At 67.1% G+C, this 21861-nt stretch carries 20 protein-coding genes and 1 riboswitch; of the genes, 13 read left to right on the plus strand and 7 right to left on the minus strand.

Annotated elements, in window-relative coordinates:
* Nucleotides 1–41 precede the first annotated feature (41 nt).
* A complete protein-coding gene (locus BMY35_RS20045; protein WP_093202769.1) occupies nucleotides 42–3866 on the minus strand; it encodes a DUF748 domain-containing protein in 3825 nt (1274 codons plus the stop codon).
* A gap of 671 nt (nucleotides 3867–4537) precedes the next feature.
* Here BMY35_RS20045 and BMY35_RS20050 point away from each other — a divergent pair.
* The 3 genes from BMY35_RS20050 to nrdR all read left to right on the plus strand — a co-directional run bounded on the left by BMY35_RS20050 (nucleotide 4538) and on the right by nrdR (nucleotide 7309).
* Nucleotides 4538–5377: a lytic transglycosylase domain-containing protein gene (locus tag BMY35_RS20050; RefSeq protein WP_093202772.1), complete on the plus strand. Its 840-nt coding sequence runs from the start codon at nucleotides 4538–4540 to the stop codon at nucleotides 5375–5377.
* A 43-nt stretch (nucleotides 5378–5420) separates the two neighbouring features.
* Nucleotides 5421–5546: riboswitch (ZMP/ZTP riboswitch) on the plus strand.
* A 41-nt stretch (nucleotides 5547–5587) separates the two neighbouring features.
* Nucleotides 5588–6832: a serine hydroxymethyltransferase gene (glyA, locus tag BMY35_RS20055; RefSeq protein ID WP_093202774.1), complete on the plus strand. Its 1245-nt coding sequence runs from the start codon at nucleotides 5588–5590 to the stop codon at nucleotides 6830–6832.
* Nucleotides 6833–6865: 33 nt separating this feature from the next.
* Nucleotides 6866–7309: a transcriptional regulator NrdR gene (gene nrdR, locus BMY35_RS20060; RefSeq protein WP_007836918.1), complete on the plus strand. Its 444-nt coding sequence runs from the start codon at nucleotides 6866–6868 to the stop codon at nucleotides 7307–7309.
* Nucleotides 7310–7349: 40 nt separating this feature from the next.
* On the opposite strand, the gene BMY35_RS20065 is transcribed toward nrdR, so the two are convergent.
* The 6 genes from BMY35_RS20065 to BMY35_RS20090 are packed head-to-tail and all read right to left on the minus strand — an operon-like array spanning nucleotide 7350 to nucleotide 13799.
* Nucleotides 7350–7811 carry a type IV pilin protein gene (locus BMY35_RS20065; protein ID WP_093202777.1) on the minus strand — a complete coding sequence of 154 codons (462 nt, stop codon included), beginning with the start codon at nucleotides 7809–7811 and terminating at the stop codon, nucleotides 7350–7352.
* 10 nt (nucleotides 7812–7821) lie between these two features.
* Nucleotides 7822–11190 carry a pilus assembly protein gene (locus tag BMY35_RS20070; RefSeq protein ID WP_256228930.1) on the minus strand — a complete coding sequence of 1123 codons (3369 nt, stop codon included), beginning with the start codon at nucleotides 11188–11190 and terminating at the stop codon, nucleotides 7822–7824.
* A gap of 53 nt (nucleotides 11191–11243) precedes the next feature.
* On the minus strand, nucleotides 11244–11894 hold the full coding sequence (locus BMY35_RS20075) for a pilus assembly PilX family protein (RefSeq protein WP_256228931.1): 651 nt from the start codon (nucleotides 11892–11894) through the stop codon (nucleotides 11244–11246).
* A gap of 38 nt (nucleotides 11895–11932) precedes the next feature.
* Complete coding sequence (locus BMY35_RS20080) at nucleotides 11933–12760, minus strand: PilW family protein (RefSeq protein WP_093202784.1); 828 nt, start codon at nucleotides 12758–12760, stop codon at nucleotides 11933–11935.
* On the minus strand, nucleotides 12757–13299 hold the full coding sequence (pilV, locus tag BMY35_RS20085) for a type IV pilus modification protein PilV (protein ID WP_093202947.1): 543 nt from the start codon (nucleotides 13297–13299) through the stop codon (nucleotides 12757–12759). The genes BMY35_RS20080 and pilV overlap by 4 nt, the downstream gene beginning before the upstream one ends.
* Nucleotides 13299–13799 carry a GspH/FimT family pseudopilin gene (locus BMY35_RS20090; RefSeq protein ID WP_093202787.1) on the minus strand — a complete coding sequence of 167 codons (501 nt, stop codon included), beginning with the start codon at nucleotides 13797–13799 and terminating at the stop codon, nucleotides 13299–13301. The genes pilV and BMY35_RS20090 overlap by 1 nt, the downstream gene beginning before the upstream one ends.
* A 195-nt stretch (nucleotides 13800–13994) precedes the next feature.
* Here BMY35_RS20090 and ribD point away from each other — a divergent pair, with 195 nt between their 5' ends.
* The 10 genes from ribD to BMY35_RS20140 all read left to right on the plus strand — a co-directional run bounded on the left by ribD (nucleotide 13995) and on the right by BMY35_RS20140 (nucleotide 21826).
* The gene (gene ribD, locus BMY35_RS20095; RefSeq protein WP_093202789.1) at nucleotides 13995–15116 is read left to right on the plus strand and encodes a bifunctional diaminohydroxyphosphoribosylaminopyrimidine deaminase/5-amino-6-(5-phosphoribosylamino)uracil reductase RibD; all 1122 of its coding nucleotides are present in this window, start codon (nucleotides 13995–13997) and stop codon (nucleotides 15114–15116) included.
* Between the two features lie 44 nt (nucleotides 15117–15160).
* A complete protein-coding gene (locus tag BMY35_RS20100) occupies nucleotides 15161–15817 on the plus strand; it encodes a riboflavin synthase (protein WP_093202792.1) in 657 nt (218 codons plus the stop codon).
* Nucleotides 15814–16971 carry a bifunctional 3,4-dihydroxy-2-butanone-4-phosphate synthase/GTP cyclohydrolase II gene (gene ribBA, locus BMY35_RS20105; RefSeq protein ID WP_093202794.1) on the plus strand — a complete coding sequence of 386 codons (1158 nt, stop codon included), beginning with the start codon at nucleotides 15814–15816 and terminating at the stop codon, nucleotides 16969–16971. Before BMY35_RS20100 ends, ribBA begins: the two co-directional genes overlap by 4 nt.
* 6 nt (nucleotides 16972–16977) lie before the next feature.
* The gene (ribH, locus tag BMY35_RS20110) at nucleotides 16978–17439 is read left to right on the plus strand and encodes a 6,7-dimethyl-8-ribityllumazine synthase (protein WP_093202797.1); all 462 of its coding nucleotides are present in this window, start codon (nucleotides 16978–16980) and stop codon (nucleotides 17437–17439) included.
* The gene (nusB, locus tag BMY35_RS20115) at nucleotides 17436–17990 is read left to right on the plus strand and encodes a transcription antitermination factor NusB (RefSeq protein ID WP_093202799.1); all 555 of its coding nucleotides are present in this window, start codon (nucleotides 17436–17438) and stop codon (nucleotides 17988–17990) included. Before ribH ends, nusB begins: the two co-directional genes overlap by 4 nt.
* Nucleotides 17991–18078: 88 nt before the next feature.
* A complete protein-coding gene (locus BMY35_RS20120; protein ID WP_093202801.1) occupies nucleotides 18079–19275 on the plus strand; it encodes a pyridoxal phosphate-dependent aminotransferase in 1197 nt (398 codons plus the stop codon).
* Complete coding sequence (gene ybgC / locus BMY35_RS20125) at nucleotides 19272–19730, plus strand: tol-pal system-associated acyl-CoA thioesterase (protein ID WP_093202803.1); 459 nt, start codon at nucleotides 19272–19274, stop codon at nucleotides 19728–19730. Before BMY35_RS20120 ends, ybgC begins: the two co-directional genes overlap by 4 nt.
* Nucleotides 19727–20449 carry a protein TolQ gene (gene tolQ, locus BMY35_RS20130; RefSeq protein ID WP_093202806.1) on the plus strand — a complete coding sequence of 241 codons (723 nt, stop codon included), beginning with the start codon at nucleotides 19727–19729 and terminating at the stop codon, nucleotides 20447–20449. The genes ybgC and tolQ overlap by 4 nt, the downstream gene beginning before the upstream one ends.
* A 15-nt stretch (nucleotides 20450–20464) precedes the next feature.
* Nucleotides 20465–20902, plus strand: coding sequence for an ExbD/TolR family protein (locus tag BMY35_RS20135; RefSeq protein WP_093202808.1), 438 nt, complete (start codon nucleotides 20465–20467; stop codon nucleotides 20900–20902).
* 3 nt (nucleotides 20903–20905) lie between these two features.
* Entirely contained in the window at nucleotides 20906–21826 is a 921-nt protein-coding gene (locus tag BMY35_RS20140; RefSeq protein WP_093202811.1) for a cell envelope integrity protein TolA, read from the plus strand.
* Nucleotides 21827–21861 lie beyond the last annotated feature (35 nt).

The following is a 21861-nucleotide window of genomic DNA, read 5'->3' on the forward strand; positions in this document are numbered from 1 at the left end:
AAGTCGGCGGGCCCGATCGCTCCCGCCCGTTCGGTATCGGGTTACTTCATGGTCAGGCTGAGCTCGGCGCCCGGCTTCCAGTCGCTGCCGCTGGCGCTGGTACGCACCGCGCCCAGGAAGAGCCGCTCGCTCGGCAGCTTCTTCGAGAGCAGGTAGTCGCGCACGGCCGCTCCACGCTCGACGGCGAGCTGGCGCATCGACTCCTCGTCGACCGGCACGCTGGCGAACAGCAGCTTTTCCATGTCCTGCAGCGGCAGGTCTTTGGCCAGGCCGACCATGTTGCGCGGCTTGGTGATGTCAGCGCGCTTGTAAACGGCGGTCAGCAGTTCGGGGTATTCGGCGTCGGTGACGGGCGGCACGTCGGTGCCGGTCTGGCCGCCGCGCACCGCAACGCGGCGCTTCTCGGCGTAGGCGAGCTGGCGCACGCGCTGGCGCTGGTAGGCGTCGCGCTCCTTCTCGAGGCTGGAGGTGCCGACCACGGTCATCTGCAGCGTGGGCCGGTCGGTCAGCGCCTTGGCGACCTTGTCGAGGCTTTCCTTGGCGGAAGCACTGAGTTCGGAACCGCCGGGCTCGAAGGTGATGGCGCTCGATTCGCCGCTGCCGCCGCCCAGGCCGCCCGTGAGCAGGCTGAACGGCGCGGTCACGGCCTTCACGACCAGATTGACCACGGCCTTCCAGATCAGCGGGCCGACGCTGAACTGCGGATCGTTGAGCGAGCCGCTGAGCGGCAGGTCGACATCGATCACGCCGTTGCGGTCGGCCAGCAGCGCCACGGCCAGCTTCACGGGCAGGCTGTTGGTGGAGCCGGCCACCTCGTCGCCGAACTGCAGCTGGTTGAGCACCAGCTTGTTGGTTGCCGTCAGCTGGCCATCGGGCGCGACCTTGTAGTTGACGTCCATGCTCATCTTGCCGCGCTCGATGCCATGGCCGGCGTAGCGCACCGAGTACGGCGACAACGGCGCCAGATCGAGGTCGCGCATCTTGGCCGTGATGTCGAGTTCGAGCGGCTTGGCCAGCGGATTGAGCTTGCCGGTGATTTCCAGCGCCGCGGTCTGCTGGGCCTTGCCGCGCAGCTCGAGGTCGGCCAGCGCGGGCCGGCCGCTCTCGCCCTTGGGCGGGTTCGACGAGAAGGAACTGAGCTTGCCGGTCAGCTCGCTCAGGTCGGCCGAGTAGTTGGGCTTGACGAACAGGTCGGTGAAGTCGATCTTGCCGTTGACCAGGCTCATCGGGCCGAAGTTGATGACCGGCGCTGGCCCTGCGTCGGTCGCCGCTGGTGCGGGTGCCGCCGCGACGGTGGCCGCCGGCTTGGCGGGCTCGGGCGCTCCGCCGACCATTTCTTCCGCCGACACCGCGCGGCCGGCGGGCCGCTGTGCCGTCGCCCGGGCAGTCGTCGTGGTGGTCGTTCCGCCCGGCCCCTTGCGGGTGCTGGCCTCGCCGGCAGCCGCGGCGGCTGCGGTCGCTTCGGCCTCGCCCTTCTTGGTCAGGCTCAGCAGGTTGAGGCGGCCGGTGGGGTCGACGATCACGCGGGCGAAGAAGTCGGTGAGCGTGGTTTCGCGCACGTCCACGTTCGGGGGCGCGTTGGGCGCCATGCTGACCTGCAGGCCGCGCAGGCTCAGGGTCTTCCAGCTCAGCAGCTGGTTGTTGTTGCGGTCGAAGCCGGGCGACTGGGTCAGCGAGACGCTGTTGGCGCGGAAGTCGTCGAGCGCCGTGTCGCCGGACAGCTTGACGCTCATGCCCGCAGGCGAGGTCGCGTAGCGCACCGTGCCGCGATAGCTCGCGAAGGCGCGGCGGATGTCGACGTTGAGCGCATCGGCGTAGTAGGCCTTGAAGGTATGCGCGGGGAACGACACCACCTCCACCCTGCCCTCGGCCGCGAGCGGCTTGAGCACGATGTTGCCCTTGTAGTCGAAGCGGCCCGGTTCAGAGCGTCCGGAGCCGATACGGCCCGAAACCTCCAGCGGCGAGGTCGTGCTGGTTTCGGGCGCGAGCTTCTGGGCATGCAGCTTGAAGGCCGTGACTTCGACCGTCACCGGTGTCGCGCTGGCCTTGTCCGAATAGGAAAGCGCGCCGTTGTCGACCGCCAGCGTGCCGATGGTCAGCGCCCAGGGCTTGGTGTTGGCGCCCGGCTGCGGCGTTTCGGCGGCCGCGGGCTTGGGCGCGGCGACCTTGGCCTCGGCTTCCTTCGTGCCGCCGCCGGCCGGCGTCTTGAGCCAGCGCTCGAACATCCAGCGCTTCTCGCTGTCGCGCTCCACGCGCACCTTGGGGTTGGTCGCGGTGAACGAGGCCACGTTCAGCGTGTGCTTCGTCATGTCGGCCTCGGCGTCGACCAGCTCGAAACGCCCGACGCTGGCCAGGGCAGTCTTGCCCTGGGTCAGCGCCAGCCCGTCGGCGGACAGGCGGCGGGCCTTGAACTTCAGGTCGGGCTGGGCCCAGGCGATGTCGATCTGGCCGCTGAGCTTGCCGTCGAGCGTGGGCTCCAGGCTCTGCGCCAGGTAGGGGGCAGCCAGCGACAGCGGCAGCGCGTCGACCTCGGTCTGCACGTCGGCCACCTTGTCGGTGGCGTTGCCCTTGAACTTGAGCGAGGCGCCGGCAATGGCGGTACTGCCGCTGAATTCGGCCGGCTTCTCCATCGGCCAGGTGACGCCCGCGACATTGATGCCTAGGTCGGTCAGGTCGACCGCCGCCGCGGGGTTGACGGTTTCGTCGCGCCAGCCGATGCGCCCGCCGTTCAGTGCCACCTTGTCCACCTGCACCTTCAGCGCCGGCTTCGGCGCGGGCTTGCCTGCCGCCGGCGCGCTCGCTGCCGCGATTGGTGGCGAGGCGACCTTCTCGGCTGCTCCGGTAGCCGGGTCGGTCGCGAGCAGGTTGAGCTTGCCGGCCGCGTCGCGGGCCACGGCGAGCTGCGGATTGGCCAGGGCCACCTCGCTCAGGTGGAACACCGACTCCAGCGGCCGCACGTCGGCCAGCGCCAGCTTGAGCGACTCGAAGGCCAGCAGGTCGCGGCCGCGCGCGTCGGCGACCTTGGTGGTGTGGGCCTCGACCGTGCCGGTGATCTTCAGGCCGGTGGTCGCGCCCTGCTCGAAGCCGATCTTCAGGTCGGCATCGAGGCTGCCCGCCTGCAGCTTCACCGGCAGGCCGCCGGGGATGTAGCCGAGGTAAGGCGCGAGGTCGAGCCCCTTGAACTGCACATGGGCGTCGGTCTTGCGGTTGTCGGCGAAAGGCGTTGTGAAGGCGGCCGAATCGAACTTGCTGCCGTTGAGCGCGAAGGCGAGCTTGGGCTCCGTATTGATGTCGCGCTTGGAATCCAGGTTGCTCAGGAAAGGCACCTTGAGCACGAAGTCGCGCAGCTCGTGCTTGCGCTTGACGGTCTGGTCGTCGAAGTCGACGGAGCCGCCATTGATCGCGATGTTGTAGATGGCAAAGCGCGCAGGCTTGGCGTTCGGGTCGGGCGGCGGGCCGGCCGAGAGCTTGGCCAGGATGTCGTCGATGTCGTACTTGCCGTCCGCCAGGTGCGTGAGCAGGATGGCCGGGCCGTCGATGGTGACGGCGTCGATCACCGGCGCAAGGCGGAAGATCGATTGCAGCTCCGCGTCGGCATAGATGCGATTGATGGCCACCTGCGGCTTGCTGCCGTCGGCGGTGGCGATGCGCAGGTCGTTCAGCGCGAGTTCGAGGGTCCAGGGTTTGAAGTCGATCTTGCCGACTGTTACCTGCCGGCCGAGCTTTTCGCTCGCGATCTTCTGGAGCTGGCTCTTGGCGATCGGCGGAACGGCCAGCCAGGCGATGACCCAGAAAGCAAGTAGCGCCAGCAACGCGACGATCCCACGCCGCACCCATTTGTTCTGTTTGATCGTAGCTACGTCCATCGCTGGAGTGTGCCGCAAACATGCGCCAACGCTACGTACGCAGAAAGGACGCAGGCCCCGTCCCGGAAGAATTACCGGAGAAAGGCCTTCATCGGATCTCCCAGATGAAGAAAGCCCGGTGAGTCGACGGAATGTCTTGTCACCGGGCTTGATGGCGGGCACAAAACCCATGCCATCGATTCGCGCGACCGGAAGTCAATGGTTCCCGCCGTGCTGGCAGCAAGAGATTGCCACCGTGACTCCTCGACCGCTGAACCCTCGGACTTGCACCTCGGGTTTCCCGGGCCTCGGAAGAACGCCTGAAAAGCCAGGCCCGTCCAGATTAGGCGTCGCTCCCTCCGATTGCAAACGTGTTTTACAAAGGGATTTCCCGTAAGCCTAAACGCCTCTACGGGAGCCAATTTTTTAAACATCTATTAGCATAAGAAAACAAATACTTATGCTTGACCGGGTATTTAGCCACGCTAGAATCCGCGCTGCCCTGACTGCCCGACGCAGAGGGGCCACCTGAATCCGCTGCCGAATTCCCCCGGCTTGATCAGGCCGCCGCGCTCCCAACCAACCCTTCACTCCATGCGCGGAGCCTGATTCGTACCAATCCAAGCGCCGCCGCCTTCATCCCTCGCCTTCCATGGCGTTGCGACTCGGGTGCCGCACAGAAAGGAAGAGCGATGAACAAGGCGTTTGATGTCACGGCCCGCGGGCTACGGACTTTCGTGTCCGACGTGGCAGACGGCTTTTTTGAAATAACCCACAACGGGTTCGCACTGGTCGGTCTGGCCATCGTGTTCGCGGCCCTCGCCCTGGTGGCGCGGCCCGACCTGCGCAAGACCGGCGAAGAGGAGCTGATGGGCTGGCTGCAGTCGCGCAAGCCCGCGCCCGAAGCCACCGACCTCGAGCCGACTGCCATCGAGCGCACCACGGCTGCGAGCCCCGCCGACCTGCCCAAGCAGCAGGCCGCCGTGGCCTACTGGCTGAGCAAGAAGTACCGCGTGGCCGCCGAGCCGCTGAGCGTGCTGGTGGCCGAGGCCTATGGCATCGGCAAGCGCACCAAGATCGACCCGACGCTGATCCTCGCGATCATGGCCGTCGAATCCAGCTTCAACCCCTTCGCCCAGAGCCAGGTCGGCGCGCAGGGCCTGATGCAGGTCATGACCCGCGTGCACGGCGACAAGTACGAGAGCGCGGGCGGCACGCTCACCGCGTTCGACCCCGTGACCAACATGCGCGTCGGCGTGAAGGTGCTGCAGGAATGCATCGCGCGCGCCGGCTCCCTCGAAGGCGGCCTGCGCTACTACGTGGGCGCGGCCAACCTCGAGGACGACGGCGGCTATGCCGCCAAGGTGATGGCCGAGCACGAGCGCCTGCTGCAGGTGGCCAACGGCCGCGCGCCGTCGACGGTCACGCCGCCGACCGTGCGCCCGCAGCCCATCCCCGTGGCGGTGCCTCCGGCCAAGCGCGAGGAAGGCTCCGAGCCGGCCAAGGTGGCCCTGCTTTCTTCCGTTTCCTGAAGAAGGAACATTGCGGTCTGGGTGTGGGCTCCTGAGCTACACTCGGCCGGTACGCGACTGGCGATAGGCGCAGCACCCGAACAAGGTGCCACGCGCTGACGTGGAATACCACTGGGAAGCGTGCCGCCTGGCCACAACAGGCGTTCAGCCGTTCGCCTGGGCAGCCCTTGTTTGGTTGAAGAACAAGGACCTCGTCTTCAAAGGACTGCCATGTACCAACGCAATATCCTGGTCGAACAGACCGATCCCGAAATCTGGGCTGCGATTCAAGCCGAAAACGCGCGCCAGGAACACCACATCGAGCTGATCGCCAGCGAGAACTACGCCTCGCCGGCCGTCATGGCAGCCCAGGGCTCGCAGCTCACCAACAAGTACGCCGAAGGCTATCCGGGCAAGCGCTACTACGGCGGCTGCGAGCACGTCGACGTGGCCGAGCAGCTGGCCATCGACCGCATCAAGCAGATCTTCGGCGCCGACGCCGCCAACGTGCAGCCGCACTGCGGCGCCTCGGCCAACGAGGCCGTGATGCTTGCCTTCCTGAAGCCCGGCGACACCATCATGGGCATGAGCCTTGCCGAAGGCGGCCACCTGACCCACGGCATGCCGCTGAACATGAGCGGCAAGTGGTTCAACGTCGTGAGCTACGGCCTGAACGAGAAGGAAGAGATCGACTACGACGCGATGGAGCGCAAGGCGCATGAGCACATGCCCAAGCTGATCATCGCGGGCGCATCGGCCTACTCGCTGCGCATCGATTTCGAGCGCTTCGCCAAGGTGGCCAAGGACGTCGGCGCGATCTTCATGGTCGACATCGCACACTACGCCGGCCTCGTGGCCGCGGGCGTGTACCCCAACCCTGTGCCGCATGCCGACGTGGTCACCTCCACCACCCACAAGAGCCTGCGCGGCCCGCGCGGCGGCATCATCCTGATGAAGTCGCAGCACGAGAAGGCCATCAACAGCGCGATCTTCCCGGGCCTGCAAGGCGGCCCGCTGATGCACGTGATCGCCGCCAAGGCCGTCGCCTTCAAGGAAGCGATGTCGCCCGAGTTCAAGACCTACCAGCAGCAGGTGGTCAAGAACGCCCAGATCGTGGCGGAGACCCTCACGCAGCGCGGCCTGCGCATCGTGAGCGGACGTACCGAAAGCCACGTGATGCTGGTCGACCTGCGCGCCAAGGGCATCACCGGCAAGGAAGCCGAAGCCGTGCTGGGCAGCGCCCACATGACGATCAACAAGAACGCGATCCCCAACGACCCGGAAAAGCCGATGGTCACCAGCGGCGTGCGTATCGGCACCCCCGCCATGACCACCCGCGGCTTCAAGGACGAAGAGGCCCGCATCACCGCGAACCTGGTTGCCGACGTGCTCGAGAACCCGCGCGACGCGGCGAACATCGAAGCCGTGCGCGCCAAGGTTCACGCCCTGACGAGCCGCTTCCCTGTCTACCGCTGATTCTTTCCAGACAGTAGAAGAAGACGTGGCCGCATGAAATGCCCCTTTTGCGGCCATCTTGAAACGCAGGTCGTCGAGACCCGCGTTTCGGAAGACGCCGACTTCGTCCGCAGGCGCCGCCAGTGCAGCGCCTGCGACAAGCGCTTCACCACCTACGAGCGGCCCGACGTCAACTTTCCCGTGGTCGTGAAGAAGGATGGCAGCCGCGCCGACTTCGACTCGACCAAGGTGCGTGCCTCCATGATGCTGGCGCTGCGCAAGCGCCCCGTGAGCATCGAGCAGATCGACAACGCCCTGCTGCGCATCGAGCAGAAGCTGCTGGCCAGCGGCCTGCGCGAAATCGACTCGACGAAGGTCGGCGAACTCGTCATGCGCGAACTCAAGAAGCTCGACAAGGTCGCCTACGTGCGCTTCGCCTCGGTCTACCGCAGCTTCGAGGACGTGGACGAGTTCAGGCAGCTGCTGCGCGACATCTGAGCCGCGCCCTCCCCCTCACCCTTCATCTTCCTGCCCGCGTTCAGCGGTTCCAGCAGAGCTGCACCAGCGCATCCGAGGCGCTGACGTGGCCGGCCGCCAGCTTGACGCCCTGCTGGTTCACCGTGAGCGTTCCGCATTCATCGCCGCTCGACGCTCCTTGCGGCACGGCTCGCAGGGTGTAGGCGGTCGCGGTCCTCGTGCCGTAGCTGATGACATAGCTGGCCGAGCCTGACGACGGCGACCGGCTCAGCCCCGCCGGCAGCGCGACGCTGGCGGGCGGATATCCGCCATTGGCAGTCAGGTAGCGCTCGGTCCATTGCGCAGCCTGCAGTAGTTGCTGCTTCGCGTCGGCCCGCTTGGCCCGCAGCACATAACGCGTGTAGCTCGGATAGGCGATGGCGGCGAGGATGCCGATCACGACCACCACGACCATGAGTTCGATCAGGGTGAAGCCGCGCGAGTACGTCCGCTTGCCAGCCTGTGGCCTTGGGTGCTTTTTCATGGTTCGGCCTTCAGTTCGTCGAGATCAGGCTGCGCCAGCCGAAGCGGCGCACGATGTCCGGCCGCTTCGGCGTCTTGCAGTCGCCGGCGGCATTGCAGATCACGTCCTTGCCTTTTTCGCGGTCCTGCGGCTCGAAGACGATGTCGTCCCTGCCCGAGCGATTCCGGAAACCCAGATAGGCCCCCACCGCTCCGGAGCTGGTGTAGGCGATGCCCTCGGGGGCCGAGCCGCTGAAGAAGTCGACCACCAGCGACCAGCCGTCGTCGCCCGTGCCGGCAGTGCAATCGATCGAATTGCTGCTCGAGCCGGGAATGGTGGTCGAGAACAGCCCGACACCACTACCCAGCACGTCACCGGGATAGACGATGCGCTCCCCTGCCGTCGGCAGCTTCAGGTGCCAGCCGCGCCTGGCGTCGGAGCCGGTGTAGCTCACGCCTCTGCGGGAGACGGTGCGCAATGCGACATCGGCTTCCTCGACAGGAGTGGCGCCGATGGTCTGCGCCACGAGGTCGGTCAACGTCGCGGTGCCGGTGTTTCCGTTGGCCGGGTCCCAGATGCCGTACAGGTACTGGTCGGCGGTCGAGCCTTCGTCGCTGGAGGCGAACAGCCGCCCGGTGCCGAAAACCACCATGTAGCCGCCACGCGGATGCCCGACGACCACCGGCGCCGCCGTGATCGGCTGCGCGGCTCCGGCCGCGAACAGCGGCTTGTTGTCGAGGCTGGATGCGGCAGCGGTCGAACGTTTCGGGGCGACCGGGCCCATGGTGGCTTTCCACTTGCGGCTGTCGGAGTTGCTCAGGTCGAATTTCCAGAGGTTGCCGAGCAGGTCTCCGGCGTAGACGAGATCGACCTTGCCGTCGCCGTCACGATCCACCGGGCGCGGCGCGGACAGGCCATTGCCGGTACCGACCCTCTGCATGGCGGGCGCAGGAATCTTCAGGATCGCCTTGTCGCCGTCGAGATACTGGATCCACAGCACGGCCTTCTCGCTCTTGCTGTTGTAGCCGTTGCCCAGGATCACGGCCTTGCGCTCGTTGTTCAGCGGCGCCACCTGCAGCGCTCGCCCGGAGAAGGAATCGAGCGCGGGTTGCTGGAACTGATGGCCAAGGTCCTCGTCGACAAGCGCGGTCGTGTCGATCAGCGCCACCCTGGCCGCCTGGCTCTCCTCGATGTTTTCGGGCCTGGTGACATCGAGCACGAAGTAGCCCTTGCCGCCCGCTCCCAGCGTGCCCACGAGCAGGGACCTCCACTGCGCCGCCTTCTCGGCGTCCGTGACCCTGGCGGCGGTTGTCGCCCCGCTGCTGCCCATGTAGATGTCCGCCACGAAGGCGCTGCCGTCGACGTAGTACCTGTGCGAGTAGGCGCCCTCGCTGAGCCGCTTGAGCCCCGGCGCTTCGGCCGTGCCGAAGAGGCCTTCGGGCACATAGGCGAACTCTTCCCTGCCGGTCGACGCGTTGAAGGCGTGCAGCATGCCGTCGTTGGCGCCGACGTAGACCATCGGCGCACGGGCAACGCTCGCTGCGAACCTGGCGTAGGCGTCGTTGGTGAAGCCGCTCCTGGGCTTTCCGGCGTACCAGACGCCGGAGCCCACGATGTCGCCGAGCACGTGAGCGCGCTTGCGCAATCCCAGGCCGGTGCCCTCGTTGCTGCGGTCGCCGCGAACGAAGTCGAGCACGCCCTGACCCAGCGCCGTGCTTGCCGTGTCGGTGTCGGTGCTGCCCTTGAGCGCATCCTTTTGCGCGTTGCTCAAGCGGCTCCATCGGAACGGCACGCCGGAGCCGCTGGTCGCGGCACGGGTGGCCGTTGCCGCGGTCGTGCCCGAAAAGCTGAGCACCTTGCGATCGCTGCCGTGCGCTCCCGGCGTCGCCATGCGCGCGTCGAGCAGATCGCGCGCAGACCAGACGGACGAGGATGCCAGCCTGCCGTCGGCGCCGAACCTCGTGGCGGTGAGCGTGCCCGACCAGTCTGCGGAGTCGTAGCCGGCCTGGTAGACGGTCGTGCCTGTCGACACCCTGGAGCCGCTGGCGGCGATGGAGGTCAGCGGAAGGCGCGTGTCGGTCATGATCTGTCCGAGGATCGATTTGAAGGCGCTGTCGAGCGCCCGGGCGTTCGAGGCCGGCGTGAAGGTGCCGCGGCTGTTGAGCGCGGCGTGCCACAGGTCCATGCGCACGGCGGCGGCGTTGGAAGATTTCTCCTGGTAGTACCCGCTGCCACCGTTGAAAGTATTCCAGGCTTGCATCCCCAGCGTGCTCGCCAACGGGTCCGCCCATGCGACCGTGCCGTCGACCAACCGCGCATAGTCGCCGCTGTAGGTGGGCTGTGCAGCCCCCGACGAAATTACGGGAACGCCCGCCCACGAAGAGGCAGCGCCGAATCCGATGGTGTAGGTCGTCAGGTGCTGCCAGCCGGCCGGATCGTTCTTCGGATTCCAGTACTCGGGGACTGCCTCCGAACCGACCGCCACGGTGCCGACCTCGGCAACGATCTTCCGAATATTGTTCGGAATACCCGGCTGCAGGTCGCTGGCCCAGTAATGGAAGGCCATGTCGGCCAGGGTTGGGCGGTATTCGGTCTTGGGCGTCCAGTTGCCCCACCACGCATCCTTGCTCCAGTTGGCAACATCGTGGACGGCGCCAACGTTGTCCTTGTAGGGCGCGCGCGGCACATAGGCCACGGAGTCGGGCAGGACGCGGCGCGTCCCGTCCTCGTTGCCGATGGCCGGCATGTTGAGTTCATTGGGATCCTGGTTGAATCCGAAGAGGTTGTAGTCGCCATCCGTCATGAATATGTGGAAGGACCTGCGGCAACCCGACGTCGCGGCCCCCTCCACTCCCGGATCGTCCGAATACGGGCTGTACCTGCCGGTGGTCTTCATGTATTCGCCGGCGCGGGTCATCATGGCGTGCAGGGGCGTTCCGCCGTAAGGAACCAGCAAATCGACCCAGGCCATGAAATTGGCGCGATGCGCGCCGTCCAGCGAACGCATCAGGTTCGCATTGCTGCCGCCTCCGATACGGCATTTGCCCGCCCGGTAGCGGCCTGGCGAGGTGTCCCCGAAGAAGCCGACACAGTTGTTGTCGTTGCTGTTGCGGCTGTCGACGTTCATCGCCTGCCAGGCAAGGCGGATCCGGTCGTTGGGAATGTTGGCCTCCGCGAAGTTCTCTCTCAAGGCGGCCTTCAGCGCTTCCATTCGAGAGGGGATTCCGGCGACCGAGCTATTTCCATCGGATGCACGCGATGAAAAATCCATGCTGCCCGAGTTGTCGACCGACACGATCACGTTGGGCGCCGGCTCCTTGACCGCGGTGTTGCGCGGCACCTGCGCCAGTGGATACGGCGCGGCGCAGCCGATGGACTGTGCCAAAACAAGTCCGCACACGGCGGTCCTCTTCGAAATTCCGGTGATGCTCATATGTATCCCTCCCGCCATGCTCAATTCACCCCTCTGACCGGGTCCGGGTCGAAGGACGCCTGCAGTTCGACCCGCGTGCCGCCCGTCAGGCTCGGCGAGCGCGCGCCGGTCGCGACCGCGGTGATCCGGTAGAGCGGGTATTTGCTGTTCCTTCGGTCGATCACCTCGATCCAGTACCTGGCACCGATCAGCGCCGGGCTGCCTGCATCGGGGGCTCCGGTGAACTGCCCATAGGACGCGTGCCCGTCCCTGTACGCATCGCGGGTCCAGAACCGGTAGGCCTCGCTGCCGGAGGCGGCCGCCACCGAATCGAGCGCGGAGAAGTAGCAGATGCCTCGCGCACAGCTGTCGGCCCCGTCGTTCATGTAGGCGGTCACCCAGCCGGTGTCGCGGTCGGGGAAGACGCGGCCGTCTTCAGCCTTGCGGCAGCGCGATGCGGCAAGCGCCGCGCACGCCACATAGGTCTTGCTCGCGGAATCGAAGGCCAGCTGCCGGATGTCGCGCTCCGCATCCAGCAGTGCGGCTTCGGCCGCCTCGAAGGCGCGCTGGTATTCGCGCTGATTGCCCGCCACCGATTCGAGCAACTGGGCCGTTCGCGCGCCGCCGATCACCAGCAGCGCCGCGAGCAGCAGCATGATCATCACGATGAAGAGCGAAAAGCCGTGCTGCACCGGGCGCTCGCCAGCAGGACCGCGGAGCGATCTCGATCTCATAGCGCCCCCAGGTCGTTGCGCAGCGAGAACACCGCCGTGTAGACGCGCCGCAGCCTGCCGTCGCTGCCTGTGCGCGACTCCCCGTTGCAGTCGGTATGGCTGCCGCCGGGGTTGCTCTTCGAGGTACCGACGAGCTGAAGACAGATGCGCACCGTGCGAACGCTGTTGAAGTCCGCGACGTCGTCGGCCGTCACGTAGCGCACCACCTGCTGGCTCCCGGCCTTCGCATTGACGCCATACATCACGTCGAAACGCTCGACGCCGTCGATGACCGGCTGCGGCGTCGCATTGCCGCTGCCGCGGCACCTGAGCACGCCCTTGTTGTCCACCGAGAACTCGCTGGTGATCAGCCTCGCATTGCCCGACGCGGCAGGGTCGGCTGCGTCGTACCCGCCGCCCGATGCACGCCCGGGCTCCTGCCCCAGGCAGTCCTTGAAGTAGTCGGGGTTCGGCGCGTAGCCGAGCTTGAGCCTGTCGTTCTCCGCACCGCCGGGAGACTCCACGCCCCGGATCGCGAAGAAGGCCGGCTCGCCCGTGAGATTGGTGCCCTTGCCGGGGCTGACGCTGAAGTAGTACAGCGGCTCGGTGGCATCGATGGGGATGTATCCGGCCTGCCGGATCTGCTGCCCCAGCAGTCTGAACGCCAGGGCCGACGACTGGTTGAGCGCATTGACGTCGTCGCCCGTCATGGCGGTACTGCGCGTGCCGAGCATGGTCGCGATGGCGGCCAGCACGACGAGCATGCCGATGATCAACGCGACCAGGAACTCGACCAGCGTGAAGCCCGCCTGCCGCGACGCGGGCGCGATCGACTTGCGGCTCATGGCTGCGGCACCGCGACGGAGACTTCGAGACAGGCCTTGCCCGTGGGGCACTGCCAACCGGGGGCGGGGGCGATCGGATTGAGCACCGCCGGTTCGTCCCAGGCAATGTGCATGAACAGCATGCCGCCGGCTGCCGCCCTGCCCTGCACGTCGGCCAGACCGCCGGGCAGCGCAGCCGCCACCGCGTGCTTCCAGCTCCACAGGTCGTGCGCCGCAAGCTCGGCGGCATTGCAGCTGGCACCGGCGCTCACGCACGAGGGCTTCGGCTCGTCCTCATCCGCAGGCGACCAGTCGGCCACGTAGGGGCTGGCCGTTGAGGCACCGGCTACGGGATTGGCCCTGATGCGGTCGGCCATGTCGCCGGCCAGTTGCATGGCGATGTTCTGGTTGCTCGCGCCGACGCTGTCGGTCAGCACGCGGATCTGGAAGCCGGCCAGTGCCAGCAGTCCTAGCGAGAGCACGAGAAGCGCCACCAGGGCCTCGATCATCGAGAAGCCCGCCTGCGCGCCGCCCGGCCGGCGGGTGGAAGCGCCCGGCATCAGCACGATCCGCCCCCCTTCACCAGCTTGACGCGCCCGCCGAGCGACAGGCACACCGCGACGGCATTGGGCGAGCTGTCGCTGTCCGACGGGCGAAAGCCGAAGCTGGTCGCGCCTGTCGAATAGCCCATCGCGTCGAACGACATGGCGCCGCCCGTGTTCTTCTCGATCGCGACCCGACCGTCGGGGTCCTGCCGCTTGAGGGTTTCGCTGGTGCTTCCGCTTGCAACCAGCGTGTCCCAGCCGCAGCTCCAGTCCCGGCCCCGGCACTCCGCGCGCTGCTGGATGGTCACGGTCGTCCCGCGCCGGGCCGCCTCGGCTCGCGCCTGGCTCACGCTCGCGACCAGCGCGTTGGCCATGCCCTCGACCCGATACCGTTCGACGAGGCCGGTGAAGCTGGGCAGCGCCATCGCCAACAGCACGGTCATCAGTACTATGACGACCATCATCTCGACGAGCGTGAAGCCCCGCTCAGGCGCGCAGAATCCCTTGTTTTCCATGTCGTGCCGCCTGTCGCCTTGCACCACGTGCCGGACTGGCGTTTCTCCCTGATTGAAATGGCCGCGAATTCTATTTATGCAATTTCCCGCCAAATTGAATTCGCACGACAAACGGTCAAAACAAATAGATCGAAGGCGAGTTGTTTTCGATCGATTCCGAATTCACATTTGCAGCGAATTTGATTTAACAAAAGAATGACAAAAGAAAATCCGAATTTCATGATTCAGGCGCTGAATCTCGCGCGCCAGGCCGGCCCGGAAACCGATCCGAATCCACGCGTCGGCTGCGTGCTGGTCGCTCCCGACGGCACGGTGATCGGCCAGGGCCACACTCAGCAGGTCGGCGGCCCGCACGCGGAGGTCATGGCGCTGCGCGACGCGGCGGCACGGGGCAATTCGGTTGCCGGTGCAACTGCCTGGGTCACGCTGGAGCCCTGCTCGCACCATGGCCGCACCGGCCCGTGCTGCGATGCGCTGGTCGCGGCCGGCGTGGGCAAGGTCGTGGCGGCGATGGCCGACCCCAATCCGCTGGTCGCGGGTCAGGGTTTCGGGCGGCTGCGCGCCGCCGGCGTCGAAGTCGAGGTCGGGCCGGGCGCCGATGAAGCGCGGGAACTCAACCTCGGTTTCTTCAGCCGCATGGTCCGCAAGACGCCGTGGGTGCGGCTCAAGGTCGCGGCCTCGCTCGACGGCAAGACCGGCCTGCGCAACGGCGTGAGCCAGTGGATCACGTCCGAGCCGGCACGCGCCGACGGCCACGCCTGGCGGGCCCGCGCCAGCGCGGTGCTGACCGGCGTGGGCACGGTGATCGAAGACGATCCCAGGCTCGACGTGCGCCTTGTGCAGACCACGCGACAGCCGCGCTTGGTGGTGGTCGACAGCCAGCTTCAGACGCCTCCGGGCGCGAAGCTCTTCATGCCGGGCCGCGAGGTCTGGATCTACGCCGCGGTACAGAATGAACAAAAAGCCGCCGCCCTCGAGGCGCGAGGCGCCACCGTCACCTGCCTGCCCAATGCGCAGGGCAAGGTCGACCTGGCGGCGATGCTGAAGGATCTCGCCCGCCGCGAAGTCAACGAATTGCACGTCGAGTCCGGGCACAAGCTCAATGGCTCCCTGCTTCGCGAAGGCCTTGTCGACGAGCTGCTGGTTTATCTGGCGCCGAAATTGATCGGCGACGGGCTGGACATCGCCTCCGGCATCCACGCCGGCGGGCCATTGACCGAATTGGTGGGCGCATTGCCTCTGGAATTCCGCAGCCTCGGGGAGGTCGGCCCCGACCTGCGGATCGTGGCCAGGGTGGCCGGAAGGGACGCCTTCTAGCCCGCCCGCCGCGAAGCCCCTTCGTTCTCTGCGAAAATGCGCGGATGTTCACCGGAATCATCACCGGCGTGGGGCGCATCGCCGCCATCCACGACCTCGGCACCACCTCCTCCCATGGCAAGAGACTCAGCATCGAGGTGCCCGCCGGCTACCTCGACGACGTCGGTCTCGGCGACAGCATCGCGCTCAACGGCGCGTGCATGACCGTCACCACGCTCGCTCCCGAGCGCCAGCAGTTCACCATCGACATTTCGGCCGAATCGCTCGACAAGACCGCCGGCCTGACCGACGAAGGCAGCCGCATCAACCTCGAGAAGGCCTTGCGCGCGAGCGACCGCCTCGGCGGCCACATCGTTTCGGGCCACGTGGACGGCATCGGCAGCGTCAGCCGGTTCGAGCCGGTCGGCGAAAGCTGGGAGTTGCGCGTGGTCGCACCCGTCGCCCTGGCCCGCTTCCTCGCCTACAAGGGCTCGATCACCATCAACGGCGTGAGCCTCACGGTCAACAGCGTCAAGGACATCGCCGACGGCGCCGAGATCAGCATCAACCTGATCCCGCACACCGTCGAGAACACATCCCTGGGCAGCCTGAAGGCCGGCTCGAAGGTCAATCTCGAAATCGACACCGTGGCGCGCTACGTGGAGCGCATGCTTCAGGCGGGCGTGCTCACACCGACTCCATCCAAGGACATCTCCAAATGAACGCCTCCGTCACGCCGATCGGCGCCGCTTCCCGCGCCGCGCGCGCTCCAGCCCCGATCTCCTCGGTCGAAGAGATCGTGGCCGAGCTCGCCGCCGGCCGCATGGTGATCCTCGTCGACGAGGAAGACCGCGAGAACGAAGGCGACATCGTCATCGCGGCCGACCACATCACGCCCGAGGCCATCAACTTCATGGCCCGCCACGCACGCGGCCTGATCTGCCTCACGCTCTCGCGCGAGATGTGCGAGCGGCTGCAGCTGCCGCCGATGGTCCAGCGCAACGGCGCCAAGCATTCGACCGCCTTCACCGTCTCCATCGAGGCGGCCGAGGGCGTGACCACCGGCATTTCGGCCGCCGACCGCGCGCGCACCGTGCAGGCCGCCGTGGCGCCCAACGCCGTGGCCGCCGACCTGGTCCAGCCCGGCCACATCTTCCCGCTGCAGGCGGTGGACGGCGGCGTGCTGATGCGCGCCGGCCATACCGAAGCCGGCTGCGACCTCGCCGCCATGGCCGGCTGCTCGCCCGCCTCGGTGATCTGCGAGGTGATGAACGAAGACGGCACCATGGCCCGCCTGCCCGACCTGCAGATCTTCGCGGCCGAGCACGGCATCAAGATCGGCACCATCGCCGCCCTCATCGAGCACCGCAGCCGTGTCGAATCGCTGGTCGAGAAGGTCGGCTGCCGCGAGATCCAGACCGCCTGGGGCACCTTCACCGCCCACGCCTTCCTCGACAAGCCCAGCCACGGCGTGCACCTCGCGCTGGTGCGCGGCAAGTGGACGCCCGAAGAGACCGTGTCGGTGCGCGTGCACGAGCCGCTGTCGGTGCTCGACGCGCTCGAAATCAACCGCTCGCTGCACTCCTGGAGCCTGGACGCCAGCCTCTCGCACATCGCGAACGAGGGCAAGGGCGTGGCCGTGCTGCTGAACTGTGGTGAAACCGCCGGAGAGTTGCTCGCGCAGTTCGACGGCACCGCGCGCCCCGCGCAGGCACCCGAGCGCGGCCGCATGGACCTTCGCAGCTACGGCATCGGCGCGCAGATCCTGCGCGAATGCGGTGTGCACAAGATGAATCTGCTCGGCACGCCGCGTCGCATGCCGAGCATGGCGGCGGGCTACGGCCTGGAAATCGCCGGCTATCTCACGAAAGACTGAACGACCATGCAAGGTTCAAACAAGGGCGAGACGCCGCTCAACGGAAAGGGCCTGCGCATCGGCATCGTGCAGGCGCGCTTCAACGCCGACATCACCGACGCGCTGGCCTCGGCCTGTCTCTCGGAGCTCGAGGCGCTGGGCGTGGCCGCCAGCGACATCCACCACCTGCAGGTGCCGGGCGCGCTCGAAGTGCCCGTGGCGCTGCAGGCGCTCGCCGAGCGCGGCGGCTACCACGCGCTCGTGGCGCTGGGCTGCATCATCCGCGGCGAAACCTACCACTTCGAACTCGTGGCCAACGAATCGGGCGCGAGCGTGAGCCGCGTTGCGCTCGACTACCGCCTGCCCATCGCCAACGCGATCCTCACCACCGAAAACCTCGAACAGGCCGTCGCCCGCCAGACCGACAAGGGCCGCGACGCTGCCCGCGTGGCTGTCGAGATGGCGCAACTGCTGGCCACCCTTTCATGACCGAAGACCGCTCCAAGTCCCTCAAGGCCCTGAAGGCCGCCGGCGAAAAGCCCAAGCAGTCGCGCGTGGGCCTCACCAGCACCGGCGTGCGCAAGGCTGCGGCCAAGTCGAACCGCACCCGTGCGCGCGAATTCGCGCTGCAGGCGCTCTACCAGCACCTGGTGGGCCGCAACGATCCGACCGACATCGACCACTTCACGCGCGACCTCGCGGGCTTCCACAAGGCCGACGCGCTGCACTACGACGCGCTGCTGCACGGCTCCATCGAAGGCGCTGAACAGCTCGACGCGCTGATCCGCCCGCTGCTCGACCGCAAGTTCGAGGAGATCTCGCCCATCGAGCACGCCGTGATGTGGATCGGCGTGTACGAATTCCAGAACTGCCCCGACGTGCCCTGGCGCGTGGTGCTCAACGAGTGCATCGAACTCGCCAAAGAGTTCGGCGGCACCGATGGACACAAGTACGTGAACGCGGTGCTTAACGGGCTGGCGCCGCAGTTGCGTCCGCTCGAAGTGGAAGCAGATCGCGCTTCGGGGAAAGCGCGAGCATGAGGAGCGCCGCACGGCCGCCCGAAGGCGCTCGCCCCCTCGCTTGCGAGGGGGTTGGCGAAGGCGCGCAGCGCCGCAGCCTGGGGGTGCGATGAGAATTTCCACGCGCGCACAGCGCATCGAGCCCTTCTATGTGATGGAAGTGGCCAAGGCCGCCGGCGTGCTGGCCCGCGAGGTCGCCCACACCGACCGGCCGATGATCTTCCTTAACATCGGCGAGCCCGACTTCACCGCCCCGCCCTTGGTGCAGGAAGCCGCCGCCCGCGCGGTGCGAGCCGGCGCCACGCAGTACACGCAGGCCACCGGCCTCGACCACCTGCGCGAACGCATCAGCGCCTGGTATCGGCAGCGCTTCAACGTCGACGTGCCGGCCCGCCGCATCGTCGTCACCGCCGGCGCCTCGGCCGCACTGCAGCTGGCCTGTCTCGCGCTGATCGAATCGGGCGACGAGATCCTGATGCCCGACCCGAGCTATCCGTGCAACCGCCACTTCGTGAGCGCTGCCGAAGGCAAGGCGGTGCTGCTGCCGACCACGGCCGAGGAACGCTTCCAGCTCACGGCCGCCAAGGTCGAGGCCGCCTGGACGGACAAGACGCGCGGCGTGCTGCTGGCATCGCCCTCGAATCCGACAGGCACCTCCATCGCGCCCGACGAGCTGCGCCGCATCCACGAGGTGGTGTCCAAGCGCGGCGGCATCACGCTGATCGACGAGATCTACCTCGGCCTCTCCTACGACGATACCTTCGGTCAGACCGCGCTGGCCATCGACGAGAACGTCATCAGCATCAACAGCTTCAGCAAGTACTTCAACATGACCGGCTGGCGCCTCGGCTGGCTGGTGGTGCCCGAAGTGCTGGTGCCGGTCGTCGAGCGCCTGGCGCAGAACCTCTTCATCTGCGCGAGCACGGTGTCGCAGTACGCCGCGCTGGCCTGCTTCGAGGACGAGAGCATCGCCGAGTACGAACGCCGCCGCGCCGAGTTCAAGGCGCGCCGCGACTGGTTCATTCCGCAGCTGAACGCGCTGGGCCTGAAAGTGCCCGTGGTGCCCGACGGGGCGTTCTACGCCTGGGCCGACTGCACGTCCTTCGCCGAGAAGCTGGGCATCTCGGGCAGCTGGGACTTCGCCTTCGAGACGATGAAGCGCGCCCACGTCGCCGTCACGCCCGGTCGCGACTTCGGCACCGCCGAGACCGCGAAGTTCGTGCGCTTCTCCACTGCCAGCTCGATGGCGCATCTCCAGGAGTCCATCGAACGCCTGCGGGCGATGGCAGAGAACCGGGCCCGATGAGCTACGCGTTCCCGATCCGCGTCTACTGGGAAGACACCGACGCCGGCGGCATCGTGTTCTACGCCAACTACCTGAAGTTCATGGAGCGCGGCCGCACCGAGTGGCTGCGCTCCCTGGGCGTGGAGCAGCGCAAGCTGCGCGAGGAAACCGGCGGCCAGTTCGTGGTGAGCGAGACGCAGCTCAAATACCATCGACCCTCGCGACTGGACGACGAACTGCTCGTTACGGCCGATCTTCAACAACTGGGCACCGCGTCACTGATAATCGGACAGCGCGTGCTATCGAAAACAGAGCAGGAGCGAACGGGGGCCTCCGAACCCGTCCTGCTGTGCGAAGGCACGATCCGCATCGGATGGGTGGACGCGGCCACACTGCGGCCCGCACGCATCCCGAAACAGGTGACGGGAACCCTCGAGCGCTACAGCGGCTCCATGACTCAACCTTTCAAGCCATGAACCAAGACCTTTCCATCATCAATCTCCTGCTCCATGCGAGCTTCGTGGTGCAACTGGTCGTGCTGCTGCTCGTGATCGTCTCGATCGCAAGCTGGGCCGCGATCATCCGCAAGTACTTCGCGCTGCGGCGCATGCGGGCCCTCAACGACGACTTCGAACGCGAGTTCTGGTCGGGCACCAGCCTCAACGAGCTGTTCGCCTCCGCCGCGCAGAACGCCAAGTTCGCCGGCCCCATGGAGCGCATCTTCGCCTCCGGCATGCGCGAGTACCAGAAGCTGCGCGAGCGCCACGTCACCGACGCCGGCACGCTGCTCGACGGCGCCCGCCGCGCGATGCGCGCGAGCTTCCAGCGCGAACTCGATGCGGCCGAGCAGAACCTTTCCTTCCTCGCCACCGTCGGCTCCGTCTCTCCGTACGTGGGCCTCTTCGGCACCGTGTGGGGCATCATGCACGCCTTCACCGGCCTGGCCGCCCTGGCGCAGGTGACTCTGGCCACCGTGGCCCCCGGCATCGCCGAGGCGCTGGTGGCTACCGCCATCGGCCTCTTCGCCGCCATCCCGGCGGTCGTGGGCTACAACCGCTTCGCCCGCGAGATCGACAAGATCGCCATCGCCCTCGAAACGTACATCGAGGAGTTCTCCAACATCCTGCAGCGCAACCTGTCGGCCAACCCGGCCGCCGGCGGCGCGGGCTCCTCGGTGGCTCCGGCCAACCGCTGAACGGAGGCGCAGCGCATGCCCGCCGTTTCATCCCGGGGCCGCGGCCGCCGGACGATCAACGAGATCAACATGGTCCCGTTCATCGACGTGATGCTGGTGCTGCTGATCATCTTCATGGTCACCGCGCCGCTCATCACGCCGAGCGTGATCAACCTGCCCTCGGTCGACCGCGCCAGCAAGCAGCCCGACAAGCCCATCGAGATCGTCATCAAGAGCGAAGACGAAGTGCAGATCAAGAAGGACCCGTCCACCGGCACGGGCGGCACCTCGATCCCCATGGCCCAGATCGGCTCGGCCGCCAAGCAGGCCCAGGGCGGCGACGACCAGCGCCCGGTGGTCATCAGCGCCGACAAGGCCGTGAAGTACGAGACCGTCGTGAAGGCGATGAACCAGCTCAAGCGCAGCGGTATCGAGCGCGTGGGCCTGTCCGTCACGACCACGGGCGGCAAATAAGGCATGTCGCTCGCACTGGATCGCCCCGAGTTCGCACCGCCGCCGCAACGCGGCACTGGGCGTGCACTGGTACTGGCGCTCATCGCTCACGGCCTGCTGATCGCGGCGCTGACCTGGGGCGTGCGCTGGCGCAGCGACGCCGACGAAGGCGCCGTCGATGCGGAGCTGTGGTCATCCACGGTGCAGCAGGCGGCTCCCCGCCTGCAGGCACCGCCGGCCCCTACCCCGGTTCCCGCACCGCCGCCGCCCGCTCCCGCACCGGCCCCACCGCCGGTGGCCAAGGCCCCCGAGCCCGCGCCTGCGCCGAAGGCTCCTGACATCGCCCTCGAGCGCGAGAAGAAGCTCAAGGAGCAGAAGGAACAGCAGGAGCGCGAGCTCGAGCGGCAGCAACAGCAGAAGAAGAAAGAGCTCGAAGCCAAGCAGCGCGCCGAGGACGAGGCCGAGCGCAAGAAGGAACAGCAGAAGAAGCTGGCCGAGCAGAAGAAGCAGCAGGAAGCCGATGCCAAGCAGGCTGAGGCCAAGAAGGCCGAGGCCGCCGCGAAGCAGGCCGCCGCCGACCGTGCCGCTACGCTCAAGCGTATGCAGGGCATGGCCGGCGCCAGCGGTGCCGACGATTCGAGGGGCAACGCATTGCGCTCATCCGGTCCATCCGGGGGATACGGCGCGAAGGTGAACGGAGCGGTCCGCCCCAACGTCGTGTACCCCGACGCGGAACTTGTCAGCGGGAATCCGGGTGCCGAATTTGATGTTCGCTTGGCGCCCGATGGCACCATCGTCGGGACCCCCACCCTGACCAAGTCGAGCGGCCTGCCGACCTGGGACGAAGCTGCGCTGCGTGCATTGCAGAAGACAGAAAAACTGCCGCGCGACATCGATGGCACAGTGCCCCCTCGCTTGATTATCACGCTGCGTCCCAAGCGCTGACCCCTGCGCGCATCTAATGCGCAGCTAAGAAAACG

This window comes from Variovorax sp. YR750, assembly GCF_900109805.1.
Lineage (GTDB): Bacteria > Pseudomonadota > Gammaproteobacteria > Burkholderiales > Burkholderiaceae_C > Variovorax > Variovorax gossypii.